At 70.5% G+C, this 19,348-nt stretch carries 20 protein-coding genes; 12 read left to right on the forward strand and 8 right to left on the reverse strand.

Annotation, left to right across the window (positions count from 1 at the left end; genetic code table 11):
• Window positions 1-26: 26 nt before the first annotated feature.
• A complete protein-coding gene (locus ASD65_RS17455) occupies window positions 27-467 on the reverse strand; it encodes an Rv3235 family protein (RefSeq protein ID WP_056225708.1) in 441 nt (146 codons plus the stop codon).
• Between the two features lie 129 nt (window positions 468-596).
• On the opposite strand from ASD65_RS17455, the gene ASD65_RS17460 reads away from it, so the two are divergent.
• The gene (locus tag ASD65_RS17460; protein WP_056225711.1) at window positions 597-1,199 is read left to right on the forward strand and encodes a hypothetical protein; all 603 of its coding nucleotides are present in this window, start codon (window positions 597-599) and stop codon (window positions 1,197-1,199) included.
• Window positions 1,200-1,239: 40 nt separating this feature from the next.
• On the opposite strand, the gene ASD65_RS17465 is transcribed toward ASD65_RS17460, so the two are convergent.
• A complete protein-coding gene (locus ASD65_RS17465; RefSeq protein ID WP_056225714.1) occupies window positions 1,240-1,521 on the reverse strand; it encodes a helix-turn-helix domain-containing protein in 282 nt (93 codons plus the stop codon).
• 99 nt (window positions 1,522-1,620) lie between these two features.
• On the opposite strand from ASD65_RS17465, the gene ASD65_RS17470 reads away from it, so the two are divergent.
• The 3 genes from ASD65_RS17470 to ASD65_RS17480 are packed head-to-tail and all read left to right on the forward strand — an operon-like array spanning window position 1,621 to window position 5,058.
• The gene (locus ASD65_RS17470; RefSeq protein ID WP_056225717.1) at window positions 1,621-2,250 is read left to right on the forward strand and encodes an SAF domain-containing protein; all 630 of its coding nucleotides are present in this window, start codon (window positions 1,621-1,623) and stop codon (window positions 2,248-2,250) included.
• Window positions 2,247-3,512: an AAA family ATPase gene (locus ASD65_RS17475; RefSeq protein WP_056225719.1), complete on the forward strand. Its 1,266-nt coding sequence runs from the start codon at window positions 2,247-2,249 to the stop codon at window positions 3,510-3,512. Before ASD65_RS17470 ends, ASD65_RS17475 begins: the two co-directional genes overlap by 4 nt.
• A 52-nt stretch (window positions 3,513-3,564) precedes the next feature.
• Window positions 3,565-5,058 (forward strand): sensor histidine kinase, encoded by a 1,494-nt coding sequence (locus ASD65_RS17480; RefSeq protein WP_056225721.1) that lies wholly within the window; start codon window positions 3,565-3,567, stop codon window positions 5,056-5,058.
• A gap of 61 nt (window positions 5,059-5,119) precedes the next feature.
• Here ASD65_RS17480 and ASD65_RS17485 read toward each other — a convergent pair whose 3' ends face one another.
• Window positions 5,120-5,368: a WhiB family transcriptional regulator gene (locus tag ASD65_RS17485; protein ID WP_055967481.1), complete on the reverse strand. Its 249-nt coding sequence runs from the start codon at window positions 5,366-5,368 to the stop codon at window positions 5,120-5,122.
• A gap of 247 nt (window positions 5,369-5,615) precedes the next feature.
• On the opposite strand from ASD65_RS17485, the gene ASD65_RS17490 reads away from it, so the two are divergent.
• Window positions 5,616-6,035 (forward strand): hypothetical protein, encoded by a 420-nt coding sequence (locus ASD65_RS17490; protein ID WP_056225724.1) that lies wholly within the window; start codon window positions 5,616-5,618, stop codon window positions 6,033-6,035.
• Between the two features lies 1 nt (window position 6,036).
• Here ASD65_RS17490 and bcp read toward each other — a convergent pair whose 3' ends face one another.
• From bcp to aroA, 3 genes are read right to left on the reverse strand one after another with little or no spacing between them, the layout of a single operon-like run.
• Complete coding sequence (gene bcp / locus ASD65_RS17495; protein WP_056225726.1) at window positions 6,037-6,513, reverse strand: thioredoxin-dependent thiol peroxidase; 477 nt, start codon at window positions 6,511-6,513, stop codon at window positions 6,037-6,039.
• Between the two features lie 37 nt (window positions 6,514-6,550).
• Window positions 6,551-7,612: a ribosome small subunit-dependent GTPase A gene (gene rsgA, locus ASD65_RS17500; RefSeq protein ID WP_056225729.1), complete on the reverse strand. Its 1,062-nt coding sequence runs from the start codon at window positions 7,610-7,612 to the stop codon at window positions 6,551-6,553.
• A 57-nt stretch (window positions 7,613-7,669) separates the two neighbouring features.
• Window positions 7,670-9,025 carry a 3-phosphoshikimate 1-carboxyvinyltransferase gene (gene aroA / locus ASD65_RS17505; protein ID WP_056225733.1) on the reverse strand — a complete coding sequence of 452 codons (1,356 nt, stop codon included), beginning with the start codon at window positions 9,023-9,025 and terminating at the stop codon, window positions 7,670-7,672.
• 55 nt (window positions 9,026-9,080) lie between these two features.
• On the opposite strand from aroA, the gene ASD65_RS17510 reads away from it, so the two are divergent.
• The 3 genes from ASD65_RS17510 to ASD65_RS17520 all read left to right on the forward strand — a co-directional run.
• A complete protein-coding gene (locus ASD65_RS17510; RefSeq protein WP_056225737.1) occupies window positions 9,081-9,800 on the forward strand; it encodes a sigma-70 family RNA polymerase sigma factor in 720 nt (239 codons plus the stop codon).
• Entirely contained in the window at window positions 9,797-10,039 is a 243-nt protein-coding gene (locus ASD65_RS17515; protein WP_056225739.1) for a hypothetical protein, read from the forward strand. The genes ASD65_RS17510 and ASD65_RS17515 overlap by 4 nt, the downstream gene beginning before the upstream one ends.
• 245 nt (window positions 10,040-10,284) lie before the next feature.
• A partial coding sequence (locus tag ASD65_RS17520) for an HNH endonuclease signature motif containing protein (RefSeq protein WP_235566826.1) occupies window positions 10,285-11,508 on the forward strand: 1,224 nt, incomplete at its 3' end.
• A gap of 370 nt (window positions 11,509-11,878) precedes the next feature.
• Here ASD65_RS17520 and ASD65_RS17525 read toward each other — a convergent pair.
• Together ASD65_RS17525 and ASD65_RS17530 are read right to left on the reverse strand one after the other, a co-directional pair.
• Window positions 11,879-12,784 carry a diacylglycerol kinase gene (locus ASD65_RS17525; protein ID WP_056225742.1) on the reverse strand — a complete coding sequence of 302 codons (906 nt, stop codon included), beginning with the start codon at window positions 12,782-12,784 and terminating at the stop codon, window positions 11,879-11,881.
• Window positions 12,781-14,454, reverse strand: a complete 1,674-nt coding sequence (locus tag ASD65_RS17530) for an FAD-binding oxidoreductase (RefSeq protein ID WP_082561979.1) — start codon at window positions 14,452-14,454, stop codon at window positions 12,781-12,783. Before ASD65_RS17530 ends, ASD65_RS17525 begins: the two co-directional genes overlap by 4 nt.
• Window positions 14,455-14,488: 34 nt before the next feature.
• Between ASD65_RS17530 and ASD65_RS17535 the strand changes: the two genes are divergently transcribed.
• The 4 genes from ASD65_RS17535 to ASD65_RS17550 all read left to right on the forward strand — a co-directional run bounded on the left by ASD65_RS17535 (window position 14,489) and on the right by ASD65_RS17550 (window position 19,317).
• The gene (locus tag ASD65_RS17535; protein WP_056225749.1) at window positions 14,489-15,064 is read left to right on the forward strand and encodes a TetR/AcrR family transcriptional regulator; all 576 of its coding nucleotides are present in this window, start codon (window positions 14,489-14,491) and stop codon (window positions 15,062-15,064) included.
• Entirely contained in the window at window positions 15,061-16,605 is a 1,545-nt protein-coding gene (locus ASD65_RS17540) for a glycerol-3-phosphate dehydrogenase/oxidase (protein WP_056226436.1), read from the forward strand. Before ASD65_RS17535 ends, ASD65_RS17540 begins: the two co-directional genes overlap by 4 nt.
• A 29-nt stretch (window positions 16,606-16,634) precedes the next feature.
• Window positions 16,635-17,936 carry a GNAT family N-acetyltransferase gene (locus ASD65_RS17545; protein ID WP_056225752.1) on the forward strand — a complete coding sequence of 434 codons (1,302 nt, stop codon included), beginning with the start codon at window positions 16,635-16,637 and terminating at the stop codon, window positions 17,934-17,936.
• 88 nt (window positions 17,937-18,024) lie between these two features.
• A complete protein-coding gene (locus ASD65_RS17550) occupies window positions 18,025-19,317 on the forward strand; it encodes an APC family permease (protein WP_082561996.1) in 1,293 nt (430 codons plus the stop codon).
• Window positions 19,318-19,348: the final 31 nt, after the last annotated feature.

Below are 19,348 nucleotides of genomic sequence, written 5' to 3' on the forward strand. Positions count from 1 at the left end.
GGGCCGACCCGCTCGCCGGTCTGCGGTCAGAGCAGGGCGAGGGACGTGGCGCGCCAGCGCCGGTCCATGCCCTCGAGGCGGATCGCGACGGCGCGCGTGCGCGCAGGACCCGACACGATCACGACGGATTCGATCACGCCGTCCGTCGGCGCCGAGTAGTGCACCGACATGATGGCGTGGACGGGCCTGCTCGCGGGGACGCCCCGCGCGCTGCGGGCCCTCGTCGCGAGGTTCGCGCGGGTCACGAGCTTGCGGTACGGCTCCTCGGCCATCCACCGGGCGAGCTGGTCGACCTCGCGCACCCCGGAGAGCACTTCGAGCACTCCGCGGGTCAGGTTGCGCAGGAGCGACTCGGGGTCGGGAAGCGCATCGGAGGAGGTGCGTTGAGGCGCGAAGAACTCGGAGAGCTCTCGCGCATCCGCAGATGCGTGGAGGGTACGGGCGGTGCCCGCAGGCTGCGTTGCCATCGGTGCCTATCTCGACAGGGGGGAATGTCTTGCAGAGAGTAGAACACAAGGTCAACTCACAGAAAACACGGATTCGGGGCCTGTGGATAACTTGTGATCGAGTCGTGATGATTGCCCTACTCTCGCGGGGTGCGCTGGGATCGTTTCTTCGAGGACCTCGAGGATCAGCTCTCCTCGGAGTGGGAGGCGGAGCGTGCCGCGCTCGAAACCGAGGCCGAGCGCCTGCGGCTTTCCCGGGTGGCGCTGCGCGAGCGACTCAGGGCGCTGGCGCAGCGCGATCGCTCGACGACGCCTCCGTCGTTCGAGCTGTCAGACGGCACCGTCGTCGCCGCGGAGGTCAGCGGTGTCGGGGCCGATTGGGTGGTGCTGGAGCCGGCGGCCCGCTCCGGCGGCATCCTCGTTCCGTTGGTCGCGATCTGGACGCTGGGGATGCCGCACGCCGACCTTCTGCAGACCGCCCGCCCATCCGGGCCGGCGTCGGCCCTGTCGGATCGACTCACGTTCGGCTTCGTGCTGCGCGATCTCGTGCGCAGGCGCTCTCCCGTGACGGTGCACCTCGTCGGTGGCCGGATTCTCACCGGCACGATCGACCGGGCCGGCGCCGACCACTTCGACATCGCGCTGCACGACCCCGGGACTCCCCGTCGTGCCGAAGCGGTGACCGGTCATCGCGTGGTGCCGTTCAGCGCCGTCTCCGCGGTGCGGATCGACTCGACCGCGGGCATCGTCTGACGCGGATCGTCCGGTTGCCGAACCTCCGGCAGAGCGAGCGTCAGTCCGGATTGCGGACGATACCCGAACCCCACAGTTCGGGGAAGCTGGCGGCGTTCGACTGACGCCACAGCGCCATGCGGCGGGCCTCTTCGGCCTGGTCTTCGAGGTAGCCGGCCAGGCTCGCCTCCTCGATCCGCCACTGCGCGGGCGACCCGATGCGCGCGCCGCGCAGTCGACCCTCCAGGACGAGCTCCACGACCTCGTCGACGGTCACGCTGAGAACCTCGGCCACCTGGGCCGGGGCGAGCAGGCGCATGGCCGACGTCGGGGTTTCGTGCATGCCACCATTATGGTCCGCAGGCGTCGTGGGAGGCCGGACGGCACGCATGCTGTGGATAACGCGGACCGTGTTTTCGCGGTCTGAGCGACGATGGTGGGCATGACCGCCGCAACCGCCAACCGGACTCGACCGCGCGCCTTCTGGAGCGATGCGCGATTCGTCCTCGGTATCCTCCTCGTCGTCGCCTCGATCGCCGGTGTGTGGTTCGTCGTGACCGCCGCCCGCCAGACCGTGCCGGTGTTCGCCGCCGCCCGGACGATCGTCGCGGGGACCGCGTTGTCCGGTGACGACCTGAGGGTCGTGGAGGTCGCGCTCGGCCAGATGGGCGACGCGTATCTGGCTCCGGAATCCCTCGAAGAGGGGCTCGTGGCGACCCGCACGATCCCGTCCGGCGAATTGGTGCCGCAGAGTGCGGTCGGCGACGCGTCGGCCGCCACGGTCACCACGGTCGTGCTGCGCAGCGCCGTCGACGTGCCCGGATCGGTGGAGCCGGGCTCCGTCGTCGAGGTGTGGTCCGCACCGCTGATCGAACGCGGCAGGTACGACACCCCGCGCATCCTCGTGGCCGATGCCACCGTGGTCTCGGTGACCCGCGACGACTCGATGATCGGCGGCGGATCCGCCGCCCTCGAGGTCGTGATCCCGCGAGCGGATGTCGCGGCCACCCTCGCGGCGATGTCCGACGAGTCCGCACTGTCGGTCGTGCCGAGCGCCGGAGCCGGACGATGAAGTTCGTCGTCGCCGTCGATGAGCCGCGCGCCGCGTTCCTCGCGGGAGAGCTCGCACGCGAGGGGCAGGAGGTGCTCGCGGTGGTCGCGGCATCCGCGCTGTCCGCGTTCTCGGGGGACTCCATGCTCGGCGACGACGCGCACGAGCTCGTCGCCGCTCTCACGGACGCCGATGTCGTCGTGCTGGAGGTCACACGACGGTCGCTGACCGCGGCCGCGGTGTCGCTCTGCGATCGGGTCGGCGCGCGCATCCTGCCGTTGTGCGGGACGGGCGCGGACGAGCGCCTCGCCGCGAACTTCGGACTGGATGCGGCGCTGGCGCTCGAGGTCGAGCCGTGGCGCATCGTCGAGGCGGCCGCCGCGACGCCTCGTCTGGGCACGGTGGTGGCGATCGAGCCGGCGCGCGCTCCGGTGATCGCGGTCTGGGGTCCTGCGGGGTCCCCGGGCCGCTCGACGCTGGCGATCGAGCTGGCGGTGGAGCTCGCGCGCGGCGGTCGCCGCACGGCTTTGGTGGATGCCGACACCCACGCTCCTTCGATCGCGCTGGCGCTCGGGCTGGTGGACGAAGGACCCGGCTTCGCGGCGGCGTGCCGGCAAGCCGAGTTCGGCGGGCTCGATGCGCGTGAGCTCACGCGCATCAGCACACCGCTGGGACACGGCGGTGTCGAGGTGCTCACCGGTATCAACCGCCCGTCGCGCTGGCCGGAGCTGAGCGAGGCCCGGGTGACCGCGGCGCTGCAGGTCTGCCGGGGGTGGGTCGATCACACGGTGGTCGATGTCGCCGCGCCGCTGGAGCGCGACGAGGAGATCGTGAGCGACCTGGTCGGACCGCGCCGCAACGCCGCGACGCTGGCGGCCCTGAGCGCGGCCGATCTGGTGGTGGCCGTCGTCGCCGCCGACCCGATCGGGGTGTCCCGGTTCCTTCGGGGGTACGCCGAGCTGCGGTCCGTGATCGGCGCGACGCCGGTGGCAGTGATCGCCAACCGCCTCCGCCCCGGCGCCCTCGGCATCGACGCACGCGGACAGGTGCGTCGGGCGCTCGACAGATTCGGCGGCATTCAGGACATCTGGTTCGCACCGATGGACCCGCGCTCGGTGGATGCCGCGCTGCTGGCGGGACGCCCCATCGCCGAGGTCGCGCCGCGGTCGCCGCTCACCCTCGCCGTGCGCCGGTTCGTGGGGGAGGCGGTCGCTCCTCCGGTGGCCGACCCGCGCCGCGCTCCGCGGGGCATCGCGCGACGACGCGCGCTGCTCGCGTCGTAGCGGCTGCGAGGCGCAGCGGCGGGTGGGTGACGCGCTGATCTAGGCTGGTGCGATGTCGACTCTCAGCGATCTCGTCTATGCCCAGGGGCGCTCGAGTCAGGCCGATGTGGAGTGGCTGCACCGCCTCGCCGGCGACGGCCAACTCCTAGCCGATCTCGCCTTCGCCGACATCGTGATCTGGGTGCCGACATCCGATGATTCGTTCGTCGCCGTCGCCCACACGCGCCCGAGCGGCGCGGCCACCCTCTTCTATCGCGACATCGTCGGCGACCGCGTGCGGCCGCAGTGGCGCACCCAGGTGCGTGAGGCCTTCCAGTCCGCGCGGATCGTCGATTCGGCCTCCCCGGACTGGTTCGAGGAGACCCCCACGCGCGTGCGCGCCGTACCGATCGTGCGCGAGCACCCCCGCGCCGACGAGCCGCTCCAGCCGATCGGCGTGCTGACCCGCCACACCAATCTGGGGGAGACGCGCACGCCGTCGCGTCAGCAGATCACCTTCAACGACTGCGCCGACGATCTGTTCGGCATGGCCGCCTCAGGCGACTTCCCGGACATGTCGGCGCCGACGTCTCCCCGTCGCGGGGCGCCGCGCGCATCCGATGGCCTCATCCGGCTGGATGTCGATGGGATCACGACTTTCGCCAGCCCCAATGCGCTCTCCGCGTTCAACCGGATGGGCTTCGACGACGAGCTCGAGGGCGAATCGCTCGTCGAGGTGACCACGCGCATCCTGCCCGCGAAGCGGCAGTTCGACGAATCCCTCCCGCTCGTGGTGACCGGCCGCGCCCCGTGGCGCACCGACATCGAGGCGCGGGGCGTCTCCGTCTCGCTGCGCACGATCCCGCTGCGCGATCACGGCAAGCGGATCGGCGCCATCGTGCTGTGCCGCGACGTCACCGAGATCCGCCACCAGGAGCAGGAGCTCATCACCAAGGATGCGACGATCCGCGAGATCCACCACCGCGTCAAGAACAACCTGCAGACGGTCGCCTCGCTGCTGCGCATCCAGGCCCGGCGGTCGCACTCCGAAGAGGCGCGCGAAGCCCTCACTCAGGCGATGCGGCGCGTCTCGGCCATCGCGGTGGTGCACGACACCCTCTCGGAGGGACTGGCGCAGAACGTCGACTTCGACGATGTCTTCGCGCGTGTGCTCAAGCTCGTCGCCGAGGTCGCGGCCGCGCCGACGACGCAGGCGCACACCCGGTCGATCGGCAAGTTCGGCACGCTCCCCAGCGAGTACGCGACACCGCTCGCCCTCGCGCTCACCGAGCTCGTGACCAACGCGGTCGAGCACGGCCTCGCAGGCAAGGAGGGCGACGTCGAGATCATCGCCGACCGCACCGACGAGCGACTCGAAGTGCGAGTGCGCGACAACGGCGTGGGGCTCCCCGAAGGCCAGGTCGGCCGCGGGCTGGGCACGCAGATCGTCCGCACCCTCATCCAGGGCGAGCTCAGCGGCACGATCGACTGGCACACCATCATGGGCAGCGGCACCGAGGTCACGATCGAGATCCCGCTGCGCTACATCGATCGCGTGCGGGACTGATCGCACAAACGAGAAACGCGCTCCACCCCGGAAGGGGAGGAGCGCGTCTTCGTGCTGAGGGTCAGGAGGCGCGACGAGCGCGGGCTGCGCGGCGCTTGAGGGCGCGGCGCTCGTCCTCGGACAGGCCACCCCACACGCCGGAGTCCTGACCGGTCTCGAGGGCGTACTGCAGGCAGACCTCGGTGACGGTGCAACGTGCACATACCGATTTGGCCTTCTCGATCTGATCGACCGCCGGTCCGGTGTTCCCCACGGGGAAGAACAACTCGGGGTCAACGGTGAGGCAGGCGGATTTGTCGCGCCAATCCATGGTGATGCTCCTTGATACGAAGTCGGTGAAAATCCAGAGGCGGATTCGGGTCCGATACCCTGTGGGGATATGCGAGCGAACGCTCGCCCCACTTCGCTGTGGGAGCACATGGCTTTTACAATCGTTCCATAGCGCGTGAACGTTATCAAGAGGTTTCCGGCGGGTATCTTCGCGGATTTCTGAGCATTCGCCTTGCGTCTGGAGCAGTTCGCTCCCAGTCGCCGCCTATCGGAGGAGATCGTTTAGAATGTCAACCAATTCGGCCGCACGTGTCGCAGCTTTCATCGTCGGGGCCGAAGGCATCGGGATCGCCGCGCTCGTCGTTTCGCAGGTTCTGGCGCTGTCCAGCGGCGATGTCGAGGCGCTCGAAACGGCTATCGCTCTGATCGTTCTCACGGCCGTCGGGGCCGCCGCCGTCCTCGCCTTCGCCGTCGCGGTGGCACGGGGCCTCTCGTGGGGTCGCTCCGGCGCGATCGTCACGCAGCTGCTGATCCTCGCCGTCGCACTCGGTGCAGCGACCGGCGCCTACGCGCATCCCCTCATCGGGGCCGTGCTCGCGGTGCCGGCCGTCGCGGGCCTCGTGTTCCTGTTCCTGGCCGCGCGGCGCCCGAGCGATCGGTCGACGCCGGACGAGGCATCCGGAACCGCCGAAGGCCCCGCACGCTGAATCAGCTGTCGGCGCCGAGCATCTTCCGCAGGCGCTGCACGTGGCCGGTGGCCTTGACGTTGTAGAGCGCGTCGGCGATCGTGCCGTCCTCGTCGATGATGAACGTCGAGCGGATGACGCCCTGCACGGTCTTGCCGTAGTTGAGCTTCTCGCCCCAGGTGCCGTACTGCTCGTGCACCGCGTGATCCGGGTCGCTGAGCAGGGTGAAGGTGAGTCCGTCGCGCTCGCGGAACTCGCGGAGCTTCTCCGGGGTGTCGCGCGAGACCCCGATCACCGTGTACCCGAGGCCGCCGAGCGAGGCGATGCTGTCGCGGAAGTCGCACGCCTGCGTGGTGCAGCCGGGCGTCATGGCCGCCGGGTAGAAGTACAGGATGACGCGCTGCCCGCGCAGGTCGTGCAGCGAGACGGGGGTGCCGTCCTGGTCGGACAGGGTGAAGTCGGGAGCGGTCTGGCCGGGCTCGAGTCGCACAGTGGTCATGAGACCAGCCTAGGCTCGCGCGGCGCCGAGCGCGGGGTCAGGAGTCGTCGCGGGGCTTGCGGTCGCTGAAGGTGGCCAGCAGGCGCTGCAGCGAGTCGAGGCGCTCGGCGCCGCGCGGACCGAGGCGTCCGTCGGCCGCGGCCTCGATGAGGGCGCAGTCGGGGGCGTCCGGCAGGTGCGTGCAGCCGCGCGGGCAGTCCTCGGCGACCTTGGCGAGGTCGGTGAACGCGTCGATGATGCGGGCCGGGTTGACATGGCCAAGGCCGAACGAGCGCACCCCGGGGGTGTCGATCACCCACCCGGTGCCGTCGGCGCCGACGTAGCGGAGCGTGACGGTCGAGGAGGAGGTGTGCCGGCCGCGCCCCGTGACGACGTTGACGTGCCCGGTGGCGCGCTCGGCGCTCGGCACGAGCTGGTTGACCAGCGTGGACTTACCGACGCCGGAGTGGCCGACGAAGACCGTGGAGTGGCCGACCAGCGCGGCGCCGATACGCTCGAGCGGCATCTCGTCCAGTGCGCTCGTGAACACTTCGAGGCCGAGACCCTCGAAGTGGCGGAGGAACTCGGTCGGGTCGGCCAGGTCGGTCTTGGTCACCACGAGCAGGGGGCGGATGCCGGCATCCAGCGCCGCGACGAGGTAGCGGTCGACGAGCCGGGCGCGGGGCTCGGGGTCGGCGGCGGCCACGACGATCAGCATCTGGTCGGCGTTGGCGACGATGATGCGCTCGACCTGGTCGGTGTCGTCGGCGCTGCGGCGCAGCAGCGATGTGCGCTCCTCGATGCCGACGATGCGGGCCAGGCTACCCTCGTCGCCGGAGGTGTCGCCGACCACGCGGGCACGGTCGCCGTTGACGATCGCGACCTTGCGCAGTTCGCGGGCGCGGGTGGCCAGCACGCGACGCTCGTCAGGAGTGTCCTCGTCCAGCAGCACCGTGTAGCGACCGCGGTCCACGGCGAGCACACGCGCGATCTGCGCGTCGGCGTGCGCGGGGCGACGCTTGGTGCGCGGGCGGTTGGCCTTGGGATTGGGACGGAAGCGGATGTCGGCTTCGTCGAACTCGTCGTCGTCGTCCTCGTCGTCGGGGCCGAGCCAGCTCACGCTCCGCGCCTTCCGCGGGTGAGGCTCACCCGTCGTGCAGCGACCGTGCGGGTCGCCTCACGCAACGGCATCCTCCGTCGTCCCGTTCAGCATCTTCTTCCAGAGCTGGGGGAATTCCGGCATGGTCTTGGCCGTGGTGCCGATGTCGTCGATGTCGACCTCGGGAACGGCCAGGCCGATGATCGCACCCGTCGTGGCCATGCGGTGGTCGTGGTGCGCGTGCCAGGTGCCGCCGTGCAGCGGACGCGGCACGATGCGGATTCCGTCCTCGAGCTCGTGGGCTTCGCCGCCGAGGCCGCGGAGCTCCTTGACGAGCGCCGCGATGCGGTCGGTCTCGTGGCCGCGGATGTGCCCGATGCCGTACAGCGTGGTCGGAGCGTCGGCGAAGGCGGCGAGGGCGAAGATGGTCGGCGTCAGCTCTCCGGCTGCGGACAGGTCGAGGTCGACGCCGGAGATCTTGGCACCGGCGGTGACGGTCAGTGCGCCGCCGCGACGGGCGACGCGGGCGCCCATGAGGGAGAGGATGTCGCCGAGCATCGCACCGGGCTGAGTGGAGTGCACCGGCCAGCCCGTGATCGACACGGCGCCGCCGGCGACCATGGCGGCCGCGAGGAACGGCGCGGCATTGGACAGATCCGGCTCGATCGCGATGTCCTTGGCGCGGATGGGTCCTGCCGGCACCACCCACTCGCCGACGGACGGTCGTTCGACGCGCACACCACGGTGGGCGAGTGCTTCGATCGTCATGTCGATGTGCGGCTGGCTGGGCAGCCGCTCGCCGGAGTGGATGAGGCGGAGCCCGACGTCGTAGCGGGGCGCCGCGAGCAGCAGCCCGGAGACGAACTGGCTCGATGCGCTGGCGTCGATCGTGATCTCGCCGCCGCGCGTGTGGCCACGGCCGCGGACGGTGAAGGGGAGGGCCCAGTGCCCGCCGTCGTCGATGTCGACGCCCACGTCGCGGAGAGCCTTGATCATCGCGCCCATGGGGCGGTGCAGGGCGCTCTCGTGCGCGGTGAGGGTGACATCGCCACGGGCGAACCCGGCGAGCCCCGCGACGAAGCGCATGACGGTGCCGGCCTGACCGCAGTCGATCTCGGTGCCACCGGCCAGCGGCCAGATGGGGGTGACGATCAGGTCGTCGCCGAACCCCGTCGTGCCGGGGACCTGCTGGATCTCCACACCCAGCGAGCGCAGGGCATCGACCATGCGCGCGGAGTCGTCGGAGTGCAGCGGTCCGGTCAGACGGCTGGTGCCGTCTGCGAGGGCGGCGAGGATCAATTCGCGGTTGGTCAGCGACTTGGATCCGGGCACGGTGACGGTCGCGCGGAGCGGCCCATCAGCCACGGGGGCGCGCCATTTTCCGCGCGGAGGGGCGTCCTGCGCACGTGCGGGGGAATACCGGTCGGCAGTCATCGGGTTCTACCCTACTGAACCCACGTGACAACCGAACTTTTCCGAGAGGAGCAGGATGATCTCCACGCTCGACCGCCCGGCCGTGTATGCCGAGGCCTCGGACGTAGACTTGCGCCTGATGAACGACCAGGCTCAGACCACAGTCGATGTGCGCAACCAGTTCGAAGAGCAGGCGCTGCCCTTCATGGACCAGTTGTATGCCGCCGCCATGCGCATGACGCGCAACCCGGCGGACGCCGCCGACCTCGTACAGGAGACCTTCGTGAAGGCCTTCGCGTCGTGGAAGACGTTCACCCAGGGGACCAACCTCAAGGCGTGGTTGTACCGGATCCTGACGAACACCTACATCAACACGTATCGCAAGAAGCAGCGCGAGCCGTATCAGGGCACCATCGACGAGCTCGAAGACTGGCAGCTGGGCGGTGCGGAGTCCACCACGGCCACCAGCACCCGTTCGGCCGAGGCGGAGGCGATCGATCGGATGCCGGCATCCGTCGTGAAAGACGCCTTGCAGTCGATCCCGGAGGACTTCCGGTTGGCGGTGTACTTCGCAGATGTCGAAGGATTCGCCTACCAGGAGATCGCCGACATCATGAAGACCCCCATCGGCACGGTCATGAGCCGTCTGCATCGTGGCAGACGAATGCTCCGCGAGCTGTTGTCGGACTATGCAAGAGAACGCGGCATCTCCACTCCTGAGGCTTCGGCACAGGACGAGAGCACTCCCGCGACCAAGACCCGTGGCACCACTGCCGCGACGAGGAGCAAGAAATGACCGACTGCGGCTGCGAGAAAGCGCGACGCGATCTGGAGGAGTACCTCCGTCACGAGGTCTGCACGACCTCACAGAAGGACATCGCGGACCATTTGGAGAACTGCGCGACCTGCCGGGATGAGGCGCTCGTCTCCACGACGCTCACCGAGGTCGTCGCGCGGGCCTGCAAGGAGTCCGCGCCCGAAGAGCTGCGCGACCAGGTGCTGGCCCGTCTGCGGGCCGTCCAGACCACGCACTGAGCGTCGGGGCGCTGGGGCTTCGGTTCTCGCTTGGGCGATCTGGGGCTGTTCGTCCGTTGGGGTGGATCCGTCGTGTGACGGATGACCTCGGGGCGCTCGTCGCGTGATGGGCGACTTCCTGGCGGTCGGGGCGATCGCGAGCTTTCGCGGTCGGTTTCGAGCCGGTTCTGCGTTCCTGTTCTCCGGGCGTGATCGGGCTAGCGACGGCCGGTCGCAATGTCGGAGGTATGTTCTAATGTCGAGGTATGTCCAGTACCGTTGCCGACGAGGGTCTCCCTCCGGACGATGACGGCTGGGTGCCTCCGTTCCCGGACGCGTTGGACCTCGTCGTCGAGGTTGAGGGGATGCTCGCGGTGTTCGCGGCGCACCGGTACGTGCGTGTCGACGCGCTGCGTCAAGAGGCGCTCGCGGACGCGGCCTCCCACGGGCATCAGCTCACCGATGTGATCGAACGTTCCGTCCGTCTTGAGCTGGCGGCGGCACTGTCGATCACCGAGTCGGCCGCGGGGTTGCTCGTCGCGCACGCGGACGCCCTGGTGCACCGGTACCCGGGGGTCCTCGATTCGCTCGAGGGTGCGCGGATGAGTGCGCGGCACGCCACCGAACTGGTCGACCTGGTGGACACGGTCGAACCGGAGCTGCGCGGGCAGGTGCTCGAGCCGGCGATCGGGTTGGCGGAGACGCACGCGTTCGGGACGTTCCGTCGGAAGTTGCGGATGCTGGTGGACAGCGTCCGGGCAGCCACCCTCGCGGAGCGGCACGAGCAGGCCCTGCAGCAGCGGCGGGTGGTGGTCACGCCGGCGGAGGATGGGATGGCGTGGTTCATGCTGTTCGGTCCCGCGGTCGAGGTACACGCCATCCACGGCCGTCTCACCGCGATCGGGAAGGTGATCGCCGCCCAGGACGGTGAGACCCGCACGTTGGATCAGTTGCGGGCGGACGTGTGCGGTGACCTCCTGATCGATGGCACCACCGAAGCGACACCCGCCGAGTCGCGCGGTATCCGCGCGACCGTCGTGGTCACCGTCCCGGTCCTGAGCTTGCTCGACTCCGATGGGCAATCGCACGGCGCGAGCGTCGAAGGTGTCGGGCCCATCCCGCTCGCGCGTGCCCGGGAGTTGTGTGGGTCCGCGGAGGGGTGGATGCGGGTGCTGACCCACCCGGAGACGGGGGTGGTGCTGTCGGTGGGGCGGGAGAGGTATCGGCCGCCGCCGGAGTTGCGGCGCCTGGTGCGGTGGCGGGCGGAGCGATGTATGGCGCCGGGATGCGGTATCCCGGCGGCGCGTTGCGAGATCGATCACACGGTGGCATGGGAACACGGCGGCACCACCGAACTGAGCAACCTCGCCCCGCTGTGCAAAGGACACCACACGATCAAGCACCACGGCCGGTGGCGCGTGCACCAGATCGCCGACAGCGGCGGCGCCCTGGAATGGACCTCACCCACCGGACGCCACTACCGCGTCGATNGACAGCGATCAACTCTGCCTTGACGTCGGCGGTCAGCTCACACGATCAAGCACCACGGCCGGTGGCGCGTGCACCAGATCGCCGACAGCGGCGGCGCCCTGGAATGGACCTCACCCACCGGACGCCACTACCGCGTCGATCCCGAACGGAAAGTTCCCACGTTCACGCCATCCAGAACCGATCGCGACACTGCCATGCCGCCGTTCTGAGTCGATACCGGATCGGCCCCGGGAAGGAGGAGCGTGTTCACTCCGTCGACAACGTTTGGCGGTCCCATCGCAGTTCTGTCGATCAGTGAGGCGCCAATAGCGGCTCAGCCCGACGCACACCTCTCCTAGGCATCCGGCACCAGGCGTCCAGTTCAGAAGGTCAGGCGTCCGGCGTGAAGAGGGTGAGCGCGCCGGGATCGATCTCGATCGCGAGCGGCAGCGCGCCGATCGGGTCGCCATCCGCGTAGGCGGTCACGCCAGGGGCGGACAGGCGGATGCTGCGCACGCGATAGGTAGATACCTCGTCGATCGTGGTGTGCGTGCCCTTGTAGACGCGGGGCAGCAGGCGCAGCAGCCGAAGCCGTCCGGCGGGGCGGACGAGGGTGACATCCAGCAGCCCGTCGCTCGGATCAGCGTCCGGGCAGATCGGGATGCCGCCCCCATAGCTGCTGCCGTTCCCCACCGTCGCCATGATGAGGTCGCCGACCACGCGCGCGGGGGTGCCGTCGGCCAGCACCATGTCGATCTCGTACGGGATGCCGCGCAGCGTCAGGAACTCGATGAGGATCGCGATGTTGTATCGCGAACCGCCGCGCGGCCACCGCATCGCGTTGGCGCGGTCGTTCACGCGCGAATCGAAGCCGCTGGCCAGCACCGAACCGAAATGCGCGGTCGTGCCGTCCTGACGTGTGACGCGCGCAAGGTCGATCTGGCGCGTGCGACCCGCCGCGACCGTGTCGGCCGCGGCCAGGACATCCAGTTCCTTCAAGCCGACCGCGGAGGCCATGTCATTGCCGGTCCCGGCGGGGATGATCCCCAACGGAATGCCGGTGCCGGCGAGCTCCTGGATCGCGAGATGCACGGTGCCGTCTCCGCCGGCGACGACGACGGCATCCGTCCCCAGACCGATCGCGGCGCGCAGCAGGTCGGTCGACTCCTCGGCACTGCCCCCGCTGACGATCGCGGTCCGCACCCCGTGCTCCCGCAGCCGCTCGGCGGCCTGCGGCGCGGCGTGGGTGTGCGCGCCCGAGCGCGCCGCCGGGTTCACGAGAAGCGTGACGTTCATCCATCCTCCGCGGCGCGCACCAGCGCGCCGGGATTCATGATGCCCTGGGGATCCAGCGTCGCCTTGACGGCGCGCAGCACGGCGACTCCGAGCGGGCCGATCTCCTCCTCGAAATACGGGCGGTGATCGCGGCCGACGGCATGGTGGTGGGTGATCGTGCCCCCTGCGTTCAGGATCGCGTGGGACGCGGCATCCTTCGCTCGCCCCCACTGCGCGGCGGGATCGGTGGTGAGGGCCGCCACCACCGTGAAGTACAGCGAGGCGCCGGCCGGATAGACGTGCGAGATGTGGCACATCACGATCGGCTTCGTACCGTCCGCGGTCAGCGACGCGGTGAGCGCCTCGGTGACGGACGACTTCAACCCCTCGAGTCCCGCCCACGTCGTCGCGGTCTCCAGCGTCTCGGCGAGTACGCCGAGGTCCAGGAGTGTGTCGCGCAGCGCAGGGGCGTTGAAGCGTCCCCGCTCCCACGACTGCGCGGGATCCGCGCCACGGGACTTCGCACCGCGGGCAGCGAAAACCGCTTCTGTCGCGGCCAGAGTGTGCTTCGCGTCCGAACCCTCGAAGGTGGCGATGGCGAGACATCCGCGCATCCGCGTGAAGTGCGCGCCCATCGCCGCGTTGACCTTCGTCTCGCTCTCGTCGCTCAGTCGCAGAACGGTAGGGCGGATGCCGAGCTGTGTGAGTTCACGCAGTGCTGCGGCGCCCGACGCGAAGTCGGGGAAGGTCCACGCGCAGTACTCGGTGACGGCGGGAACGGGACGGATGCGGACCGTCACCTCGGTGAGGACGCCGAAGGCGCCTTCCGAGCCGAGGAACAGCTCGCGCAGGTCGGGGCCCGCGGCGCTCGCCGGTGCGCGGCCGAGATCGAGGTCGCCGACCGGGGTCGCGACACGCAGCGCGTGCACGAGATCGTCGAACCGGCCGTATCCGCGCGAAGCCTGGCCGCTCGACCGGGTCGCGGCGAAACCGCCGATCGAGGCGAACCGGAAGCTCTGCGGGAAGTGCCCGAGGGTGTAGCCCCGAGCGCCGAGCAGCTCCTCGGCCTGGGGACCGGTGGTTCCGGCGCCGAAGGTCGCGAGCAGGCTGGTCTCGTCGAGGTCCCACAGGGCGGCCGTGCGCTCCAGGTCCAGCGCGATGACGCTCGAGTGCGCTCCTGCGTCGGGGGCTACTCCGCCCACGACGCTGGTTCCGCCGCCGAACGGCACGACGGCGATCCCGCGCTCGCTGCAGGCCCGCAGCAGCTCAATGGTCTGATCGTGGTCGGCGGGGGAGACGACCGCATCGGGTGCGACCTGCGGGTCGGTGAGTCGGCGGGCGAGCAGGTCGGGAGTGCTCTTGCCGCCGAGGCACAACGCCCGTGCGGCATCGTCGCGGGTGGCGTGCTCGACGCCGACGATCGCCCCGAGGGCGGTGAGGTCGGCGTCGGAGAGACGGGATGCCGTGAGCCGGAGTTCGGCGCGCGGGCGGCGCGGCACGGGATGCGCCTTGCCCGGCAGGATCGTCGCGAGCAGGGTCTTGGCGCCCGCGGGCAGATGGGCTGCCGAGGCGGCATCACCCCAGATGTCCCACGTCATGCGCGGGCGGGGGAGCGGTATCGCGAGGGGCTCCCGATGAGGGGCGGTCGAGGGGGTTCGGCCGAGTTCTTCGGTGGGCTCCGTCGCATCCATCGCGACAGTATGACACATTCTGTATGTTTGTCACATGGTCGATGGTGTTCCGGATACGCAGACGGCGATTCTCGATGCGGCGCTCGAGGAGGTGCTCTCGCACGGCATTCGGCGCACGAGCGTGTCGGACATCGCTCGGCGCGCCGGTGTGGCGCGCCAGACGCTGTACCGGTACTGGCCCGACGCGCAGTCCGTCTTCGCCGCGTTGGTGACCCGCGAGCTCCTGGCGGTGCTGCCGGGGTCCGAGCGTGACGCCGCCACGCTCGACGAGCTCGTCGAGGTGCTGGTGTCCACCACCAGTCACATGCGTCGTATGGCCCTGGTCGATCGCCTGCGCGACACCGACCCGGAGCTGTTCGCGCACTACATCCTGGATCGGCTGGGGACGAGCCAGCGCGCGATCCACGCCGAGCTCGCGCGGCGGATCGCGCACGGGCAGCAGGCCGGATATGTCCGCGCCGGTGATCCGGCACAGCTCGCGGCCGTGGTGCTGCTCACCGCGCAGGCCTCGGTGCAGTCCGCGCCGCTGGTCGCCGAATGGATCGACGACGACGGCTGGAGCGCCGAGCTCGAACACCTGCTGCGCGGCTACCTGGGGTGCCGGTCATGACCCGCACCATGGGGCGCACGCCCTTCTCCTCGGCCCTGAACGCGACCCGGCGCACCCGGGAGCTCGAGGCGCTGGGTGATGCGCCCGACATCGACGTGCTCGTGATCGGGGGCGGCGTCACCGGCGCGGGGATCGCCCTGGATGCCGCCAGCCGCGGCTTGCGCACCGTGCTGGTCGAACGTCACGACCTCGCCTTCGGCACCAGCCGGTGGAGCTCCAAGCTCGTGCACGGCGGCCTCCGCTACCTCGCCTCAGGGCAGTTCGGCATCGCGCACGAGAGCGCGGCCGAGCGTCATCTGCTCATGACGCGGATCGCGCCGCACCTCACCCGGCCCCTGGCGCAGGTCATGCCGCTGTACGCTCCCGGTCACATGTCGCGAGGGGTATACATCGGCGCGGGCTTCGCCCTGGGCGACGGACTGCGCCGCATCGTCGGCACCCCGGACGCGGTCCTGCACGCCCCCGGCCCCATCGGCCGCAACGAGACCCTGCGGCTCGTGCCAGCCGTCCGGCCGGAGGAACTGCGCGGGGGAATGCGCGGGTGGGACGGGCAGCTCATCGACGACGCGCGGCTCGTCGTGGCGATCGCGCGCACCGCCGCCGGGTACGGGGCATCCGTCCTCACCCGTGTGGAGGCCACGCAGGTCTCCGGGTACGGAGCCGTTCTGCGCGACACGCTCACCGGCACCGAGCTCACCGTGCGGGCCCGCGCCGTGCTGAACGCCACCGGCGTGTGGGCGGGCGAGGTCGATCCCGACGTGCATCTGCGACCCAGCCGCGGCACGCACCTCGTCGTCGATGCCGCACGCCTCGGGGGCGTGGACGTCTCGCTCACCGTTCCGGTACCCGGATCGAGCAGCCGCTTCGTCTTCACCGTGCCGGCCCTGCACGGTCGCGCCTACATCGGGCTCACCGATGTGCCGGCCGACGGACCGCTGCCGGACGTGCCGCACGCCACCGATGCCGAGATCGACATGCTGCTCGAGACGGTGAACACGATGCTGGCCGAACCGCTGCAGCGCAGCGATGTGATCTCGACGTTCGCCGGGCTCCGCCCGCTGCTCACCGACGCGCGGGGGAGCGAGGACGCCACCAGCGACCTGTCCCGGCGCCACGCGATCCTGGAGTCCTCCACCGGCGTGCTGAGCGTCGTCGGCGGCAAGCTCACGACCTACCGCCGCATGGCGCAGGACGGCGTGGACGAAGCCGTCCGGCTCCGGCTCGGCGGCACCGATGCCGTGGCCGCGAGCGTGACCCGCTCGCTGCCCCTCGTCGGCGCGTGGCCCCGCGCGCGCCTCGACGAGATCGCCGCGCCGGCCCGTCTCGTGCGCCGGTACGGGGCCGAGGCGCCGTTCCTGGCGCGCCTGCCCGAGGGGTCGGATGCCGCGCGCGGCGTCACCGGGCGCGAGCTCGCGTGGGGCGTGCGGGTGGAAGGGGCCCTCACCGTGGACGACCTCCTGGACCGTCGCACCCGGCTCGGCCTCGTCGCGGCCGACCGCGACGCGTCGGTGGACGCGGCGACGGAGGCCCTCGCGCCGTAGAGGTCGACGGCACGTTTTAGGCTGGACGCATGGCCGATATCGACGCGCGGGCGCTCCCGCAGGACCCTTACTCCACTGCCGCCCTCGCTGAGGCCGGACTCGAGTATCGGCTGATCCCAGCCGACGGCGACGGCTTCCCGCACTTCCTGCAGGCGGTGAACCGTGGATTCCTCGGCGAGGAATCCACGTCCGAGCAGGTCGAGGCGTCGCGGACGGCGATCGGGTTCCGCCGTATGACCGGCATCTTCGACCGCTCGGGTCTGCAGCCCCTCGGTCCGGTCGCGACCGTCGATTCCTGGATCACGCAGCTGACCCTGCCGGGTCGGCAGACGATCCCGATGTGGGCGATCAGCGGCGTCACCGTCTCTCCCACCCACCGGCGCAAGGGCATCGCCCGTGCGATGCTCGAGGGCGAGCTGCGCACGGCGGCGGCGGCCGGCATCCCGATCGCCGGTCTGACGGTGTCCGAGGCGACGATCTACCACCGCTTCGGCTTCTCGCCCGCGACGTATGCGACGGACTGGAGCATCGAGACGAAGCGGGCGCGCTGGATCGGGCCGCGGCCCGATGGTCGGCTCGACTTCCTGGACCGGGAGGCGCTGCCCGATGAGCTGAGCGCTCTGCACGAGCGTGTCCGCAATGCGCGCCCGGGCGAGGTGGCCGGATGGCCGGGGCTGTGGCAGCGCCAGGCGGGGACCACCCCCGGCGCCGAAGGCGGGCGCAAGGTGCGGGCCGTGCGCTATGCGGACGCCTCCGGCACCACGCGCGGCATCGCCGTCTACCGGATCACCGAGCACGACGCCGACTTCACCAAGAACACGCTCAATCTTCAGCAGCTGATCACCGAGACCCCTGATGCCTACGCGGCCCTGTGGCGCTTCGTGCTCGAGCACGACCTCGTCGAGGTCGTGAAGGCTCCGCTGCGCTCGGTCGACGAGCCGTTGCGGTGGATGATCTCCGACCAGCGCGGCGCGAGCGTGACCACGAGCGACCACGGCTGGCTCCGCATCCTGGACGTCGTGACGACCCTGCAGGCACGCAGCTACTCGGCATCCGGCACGTTCGTGCTCCGCGTCGAGGACGCGCTCGGCTTCGCCGACGGCACCTGGCGCATCGACATCGACGCCGCGGGCGCGGCGACGGTGACGGCGACGGATGCCGCCCCCGACCTGTCGATGACGGTCAACGAGCTGGGCTCGATCCTGCTCGGGGGAGTGCGCGCGGTCACGCTGTTCGCAGCCGGTCGCGTGCACGGAGATCGGGATGCCGCGACCGCTCTGGATGCGAGCTTCGCCTCGGCCGACACCCCGTATCTCGGACTCTGGTACTGACCCGCGCCGATTGGCAGTCCGCCGTCGTGGCGTGGCGGCTGCCGTGGTCGTCGATGTCGCCGGCACCCGGCAGACTTCGAGGGTGAGCATGAAGGCGGATGCGGTCGCCACCGCGGTGGATGAGCACCACGGTTCGATCGGGGTGGTGCAGGGCACGGCGATGTACATCGCCGCCGTCCTCGGCACCGGTCTGCTCGTGCTGCCCGGCGTCGCCGCGGCCGCGGCGGGTCCGGCCTCGATCGTCGCGGTCATCGCGGTGCTGATCCTGTCCGTGCCGCTCGCGGGGACGTTCGGTGCGCTCGCGGCCCGGTATCCCGATCCCGGAGGTGTGGCCAGCTATGTGCGGCGCGCCATGGGCCCGACGGCGGCGCGCATGACCGGCTACTGGTTCTACTTCGGCGTCTGCGCGGGCACCCCCGTGGTCGCCGTGCTCGGCGCCGAGTACGTGGTCGCGGTCGCCGGCATCGACCGGGCGGCCGTGCCCATCCTTGCGCTCACGATCATCGCGCTGCCCTACGGCGCGAACCTCCTGGGCGTCCGTGTCGCCGGGTGGGCGCAGTTCGTCCTCACCGGCCTGCTCCTCGCCCTCGTCGTGGGCGTCGTGGCGCTCGCGCTGCCCGCGGTCGACCCGGTGCGCTTCACGCCCTTCCTGCCCCATGGCTGGGCCGGCGTCGGCACGGCCATCAGCCTGTTCGTCTGGGCCTTCGCCGGGTGGGAGGTCGGCACGCACATCTCGGGCGAGTTCCGCAATCCCCGCCGCGTCATCCCGATCGCGACCACCATTGCGCTGGTGCTGACCGGTGCCTCGTACCTGCTGCTGCAGATCGCGACGGTCGGCGTGCTGGGCGCATCCGCCGGAGACGACGTTGTCCCGCTCCTCACTCTGGTCTCCACGCTCGCGCCGGGTGTCGGCCCTATCGCGGTCGGCATCGTGGCGGCCATCGTCTCGCTCGGAGTGCTCAACGCCTACCTCGCCGCGTTCGGCAAGCTCGGGGCATCCCTCGCCCGCAACGGCGATCTGCCGCGCTGGTTCGAGCGCGGCGCCGACGCCGGCATGGTGCCGCGCCGTGCGCTCACCCTGACGCTCGCGGTCGGCCTCGTCTACTTCGCGGTCATGGTGTGGACCGGCCTGGACCTCGAGCCTTTCATCCTGATCCACACCAGCAACATGGTGGCCATCTACGCGGTCGGCATGATCGCGGCGGTGCTGATCCTGCCGCGCTGGAGTGCGGGGTGGTGGATGGCGGTGATCGCCGCGGTGCTCTCTGCCGGACTCCTGATCCTCGCCGGCGGCAATCTGCTGCCCAGCATCCTCCTGGCCGCGATCGCGGTCGGCGTCACCGTGTGGCGACGCCTCCGGGCGCGCCGGCGCACCCCGTAGACGAGAAATCCCGCGGGAGTGCCTGAGGCGC

It is taken from the genome of Microbacterium sp. Root61 (assembly GCF_001427525.1).
Lineage (GTDB): Bacteria > Actinomycetota > Actinomycetes > Actinomycetales > Microbacteriaceae > Microbacterium.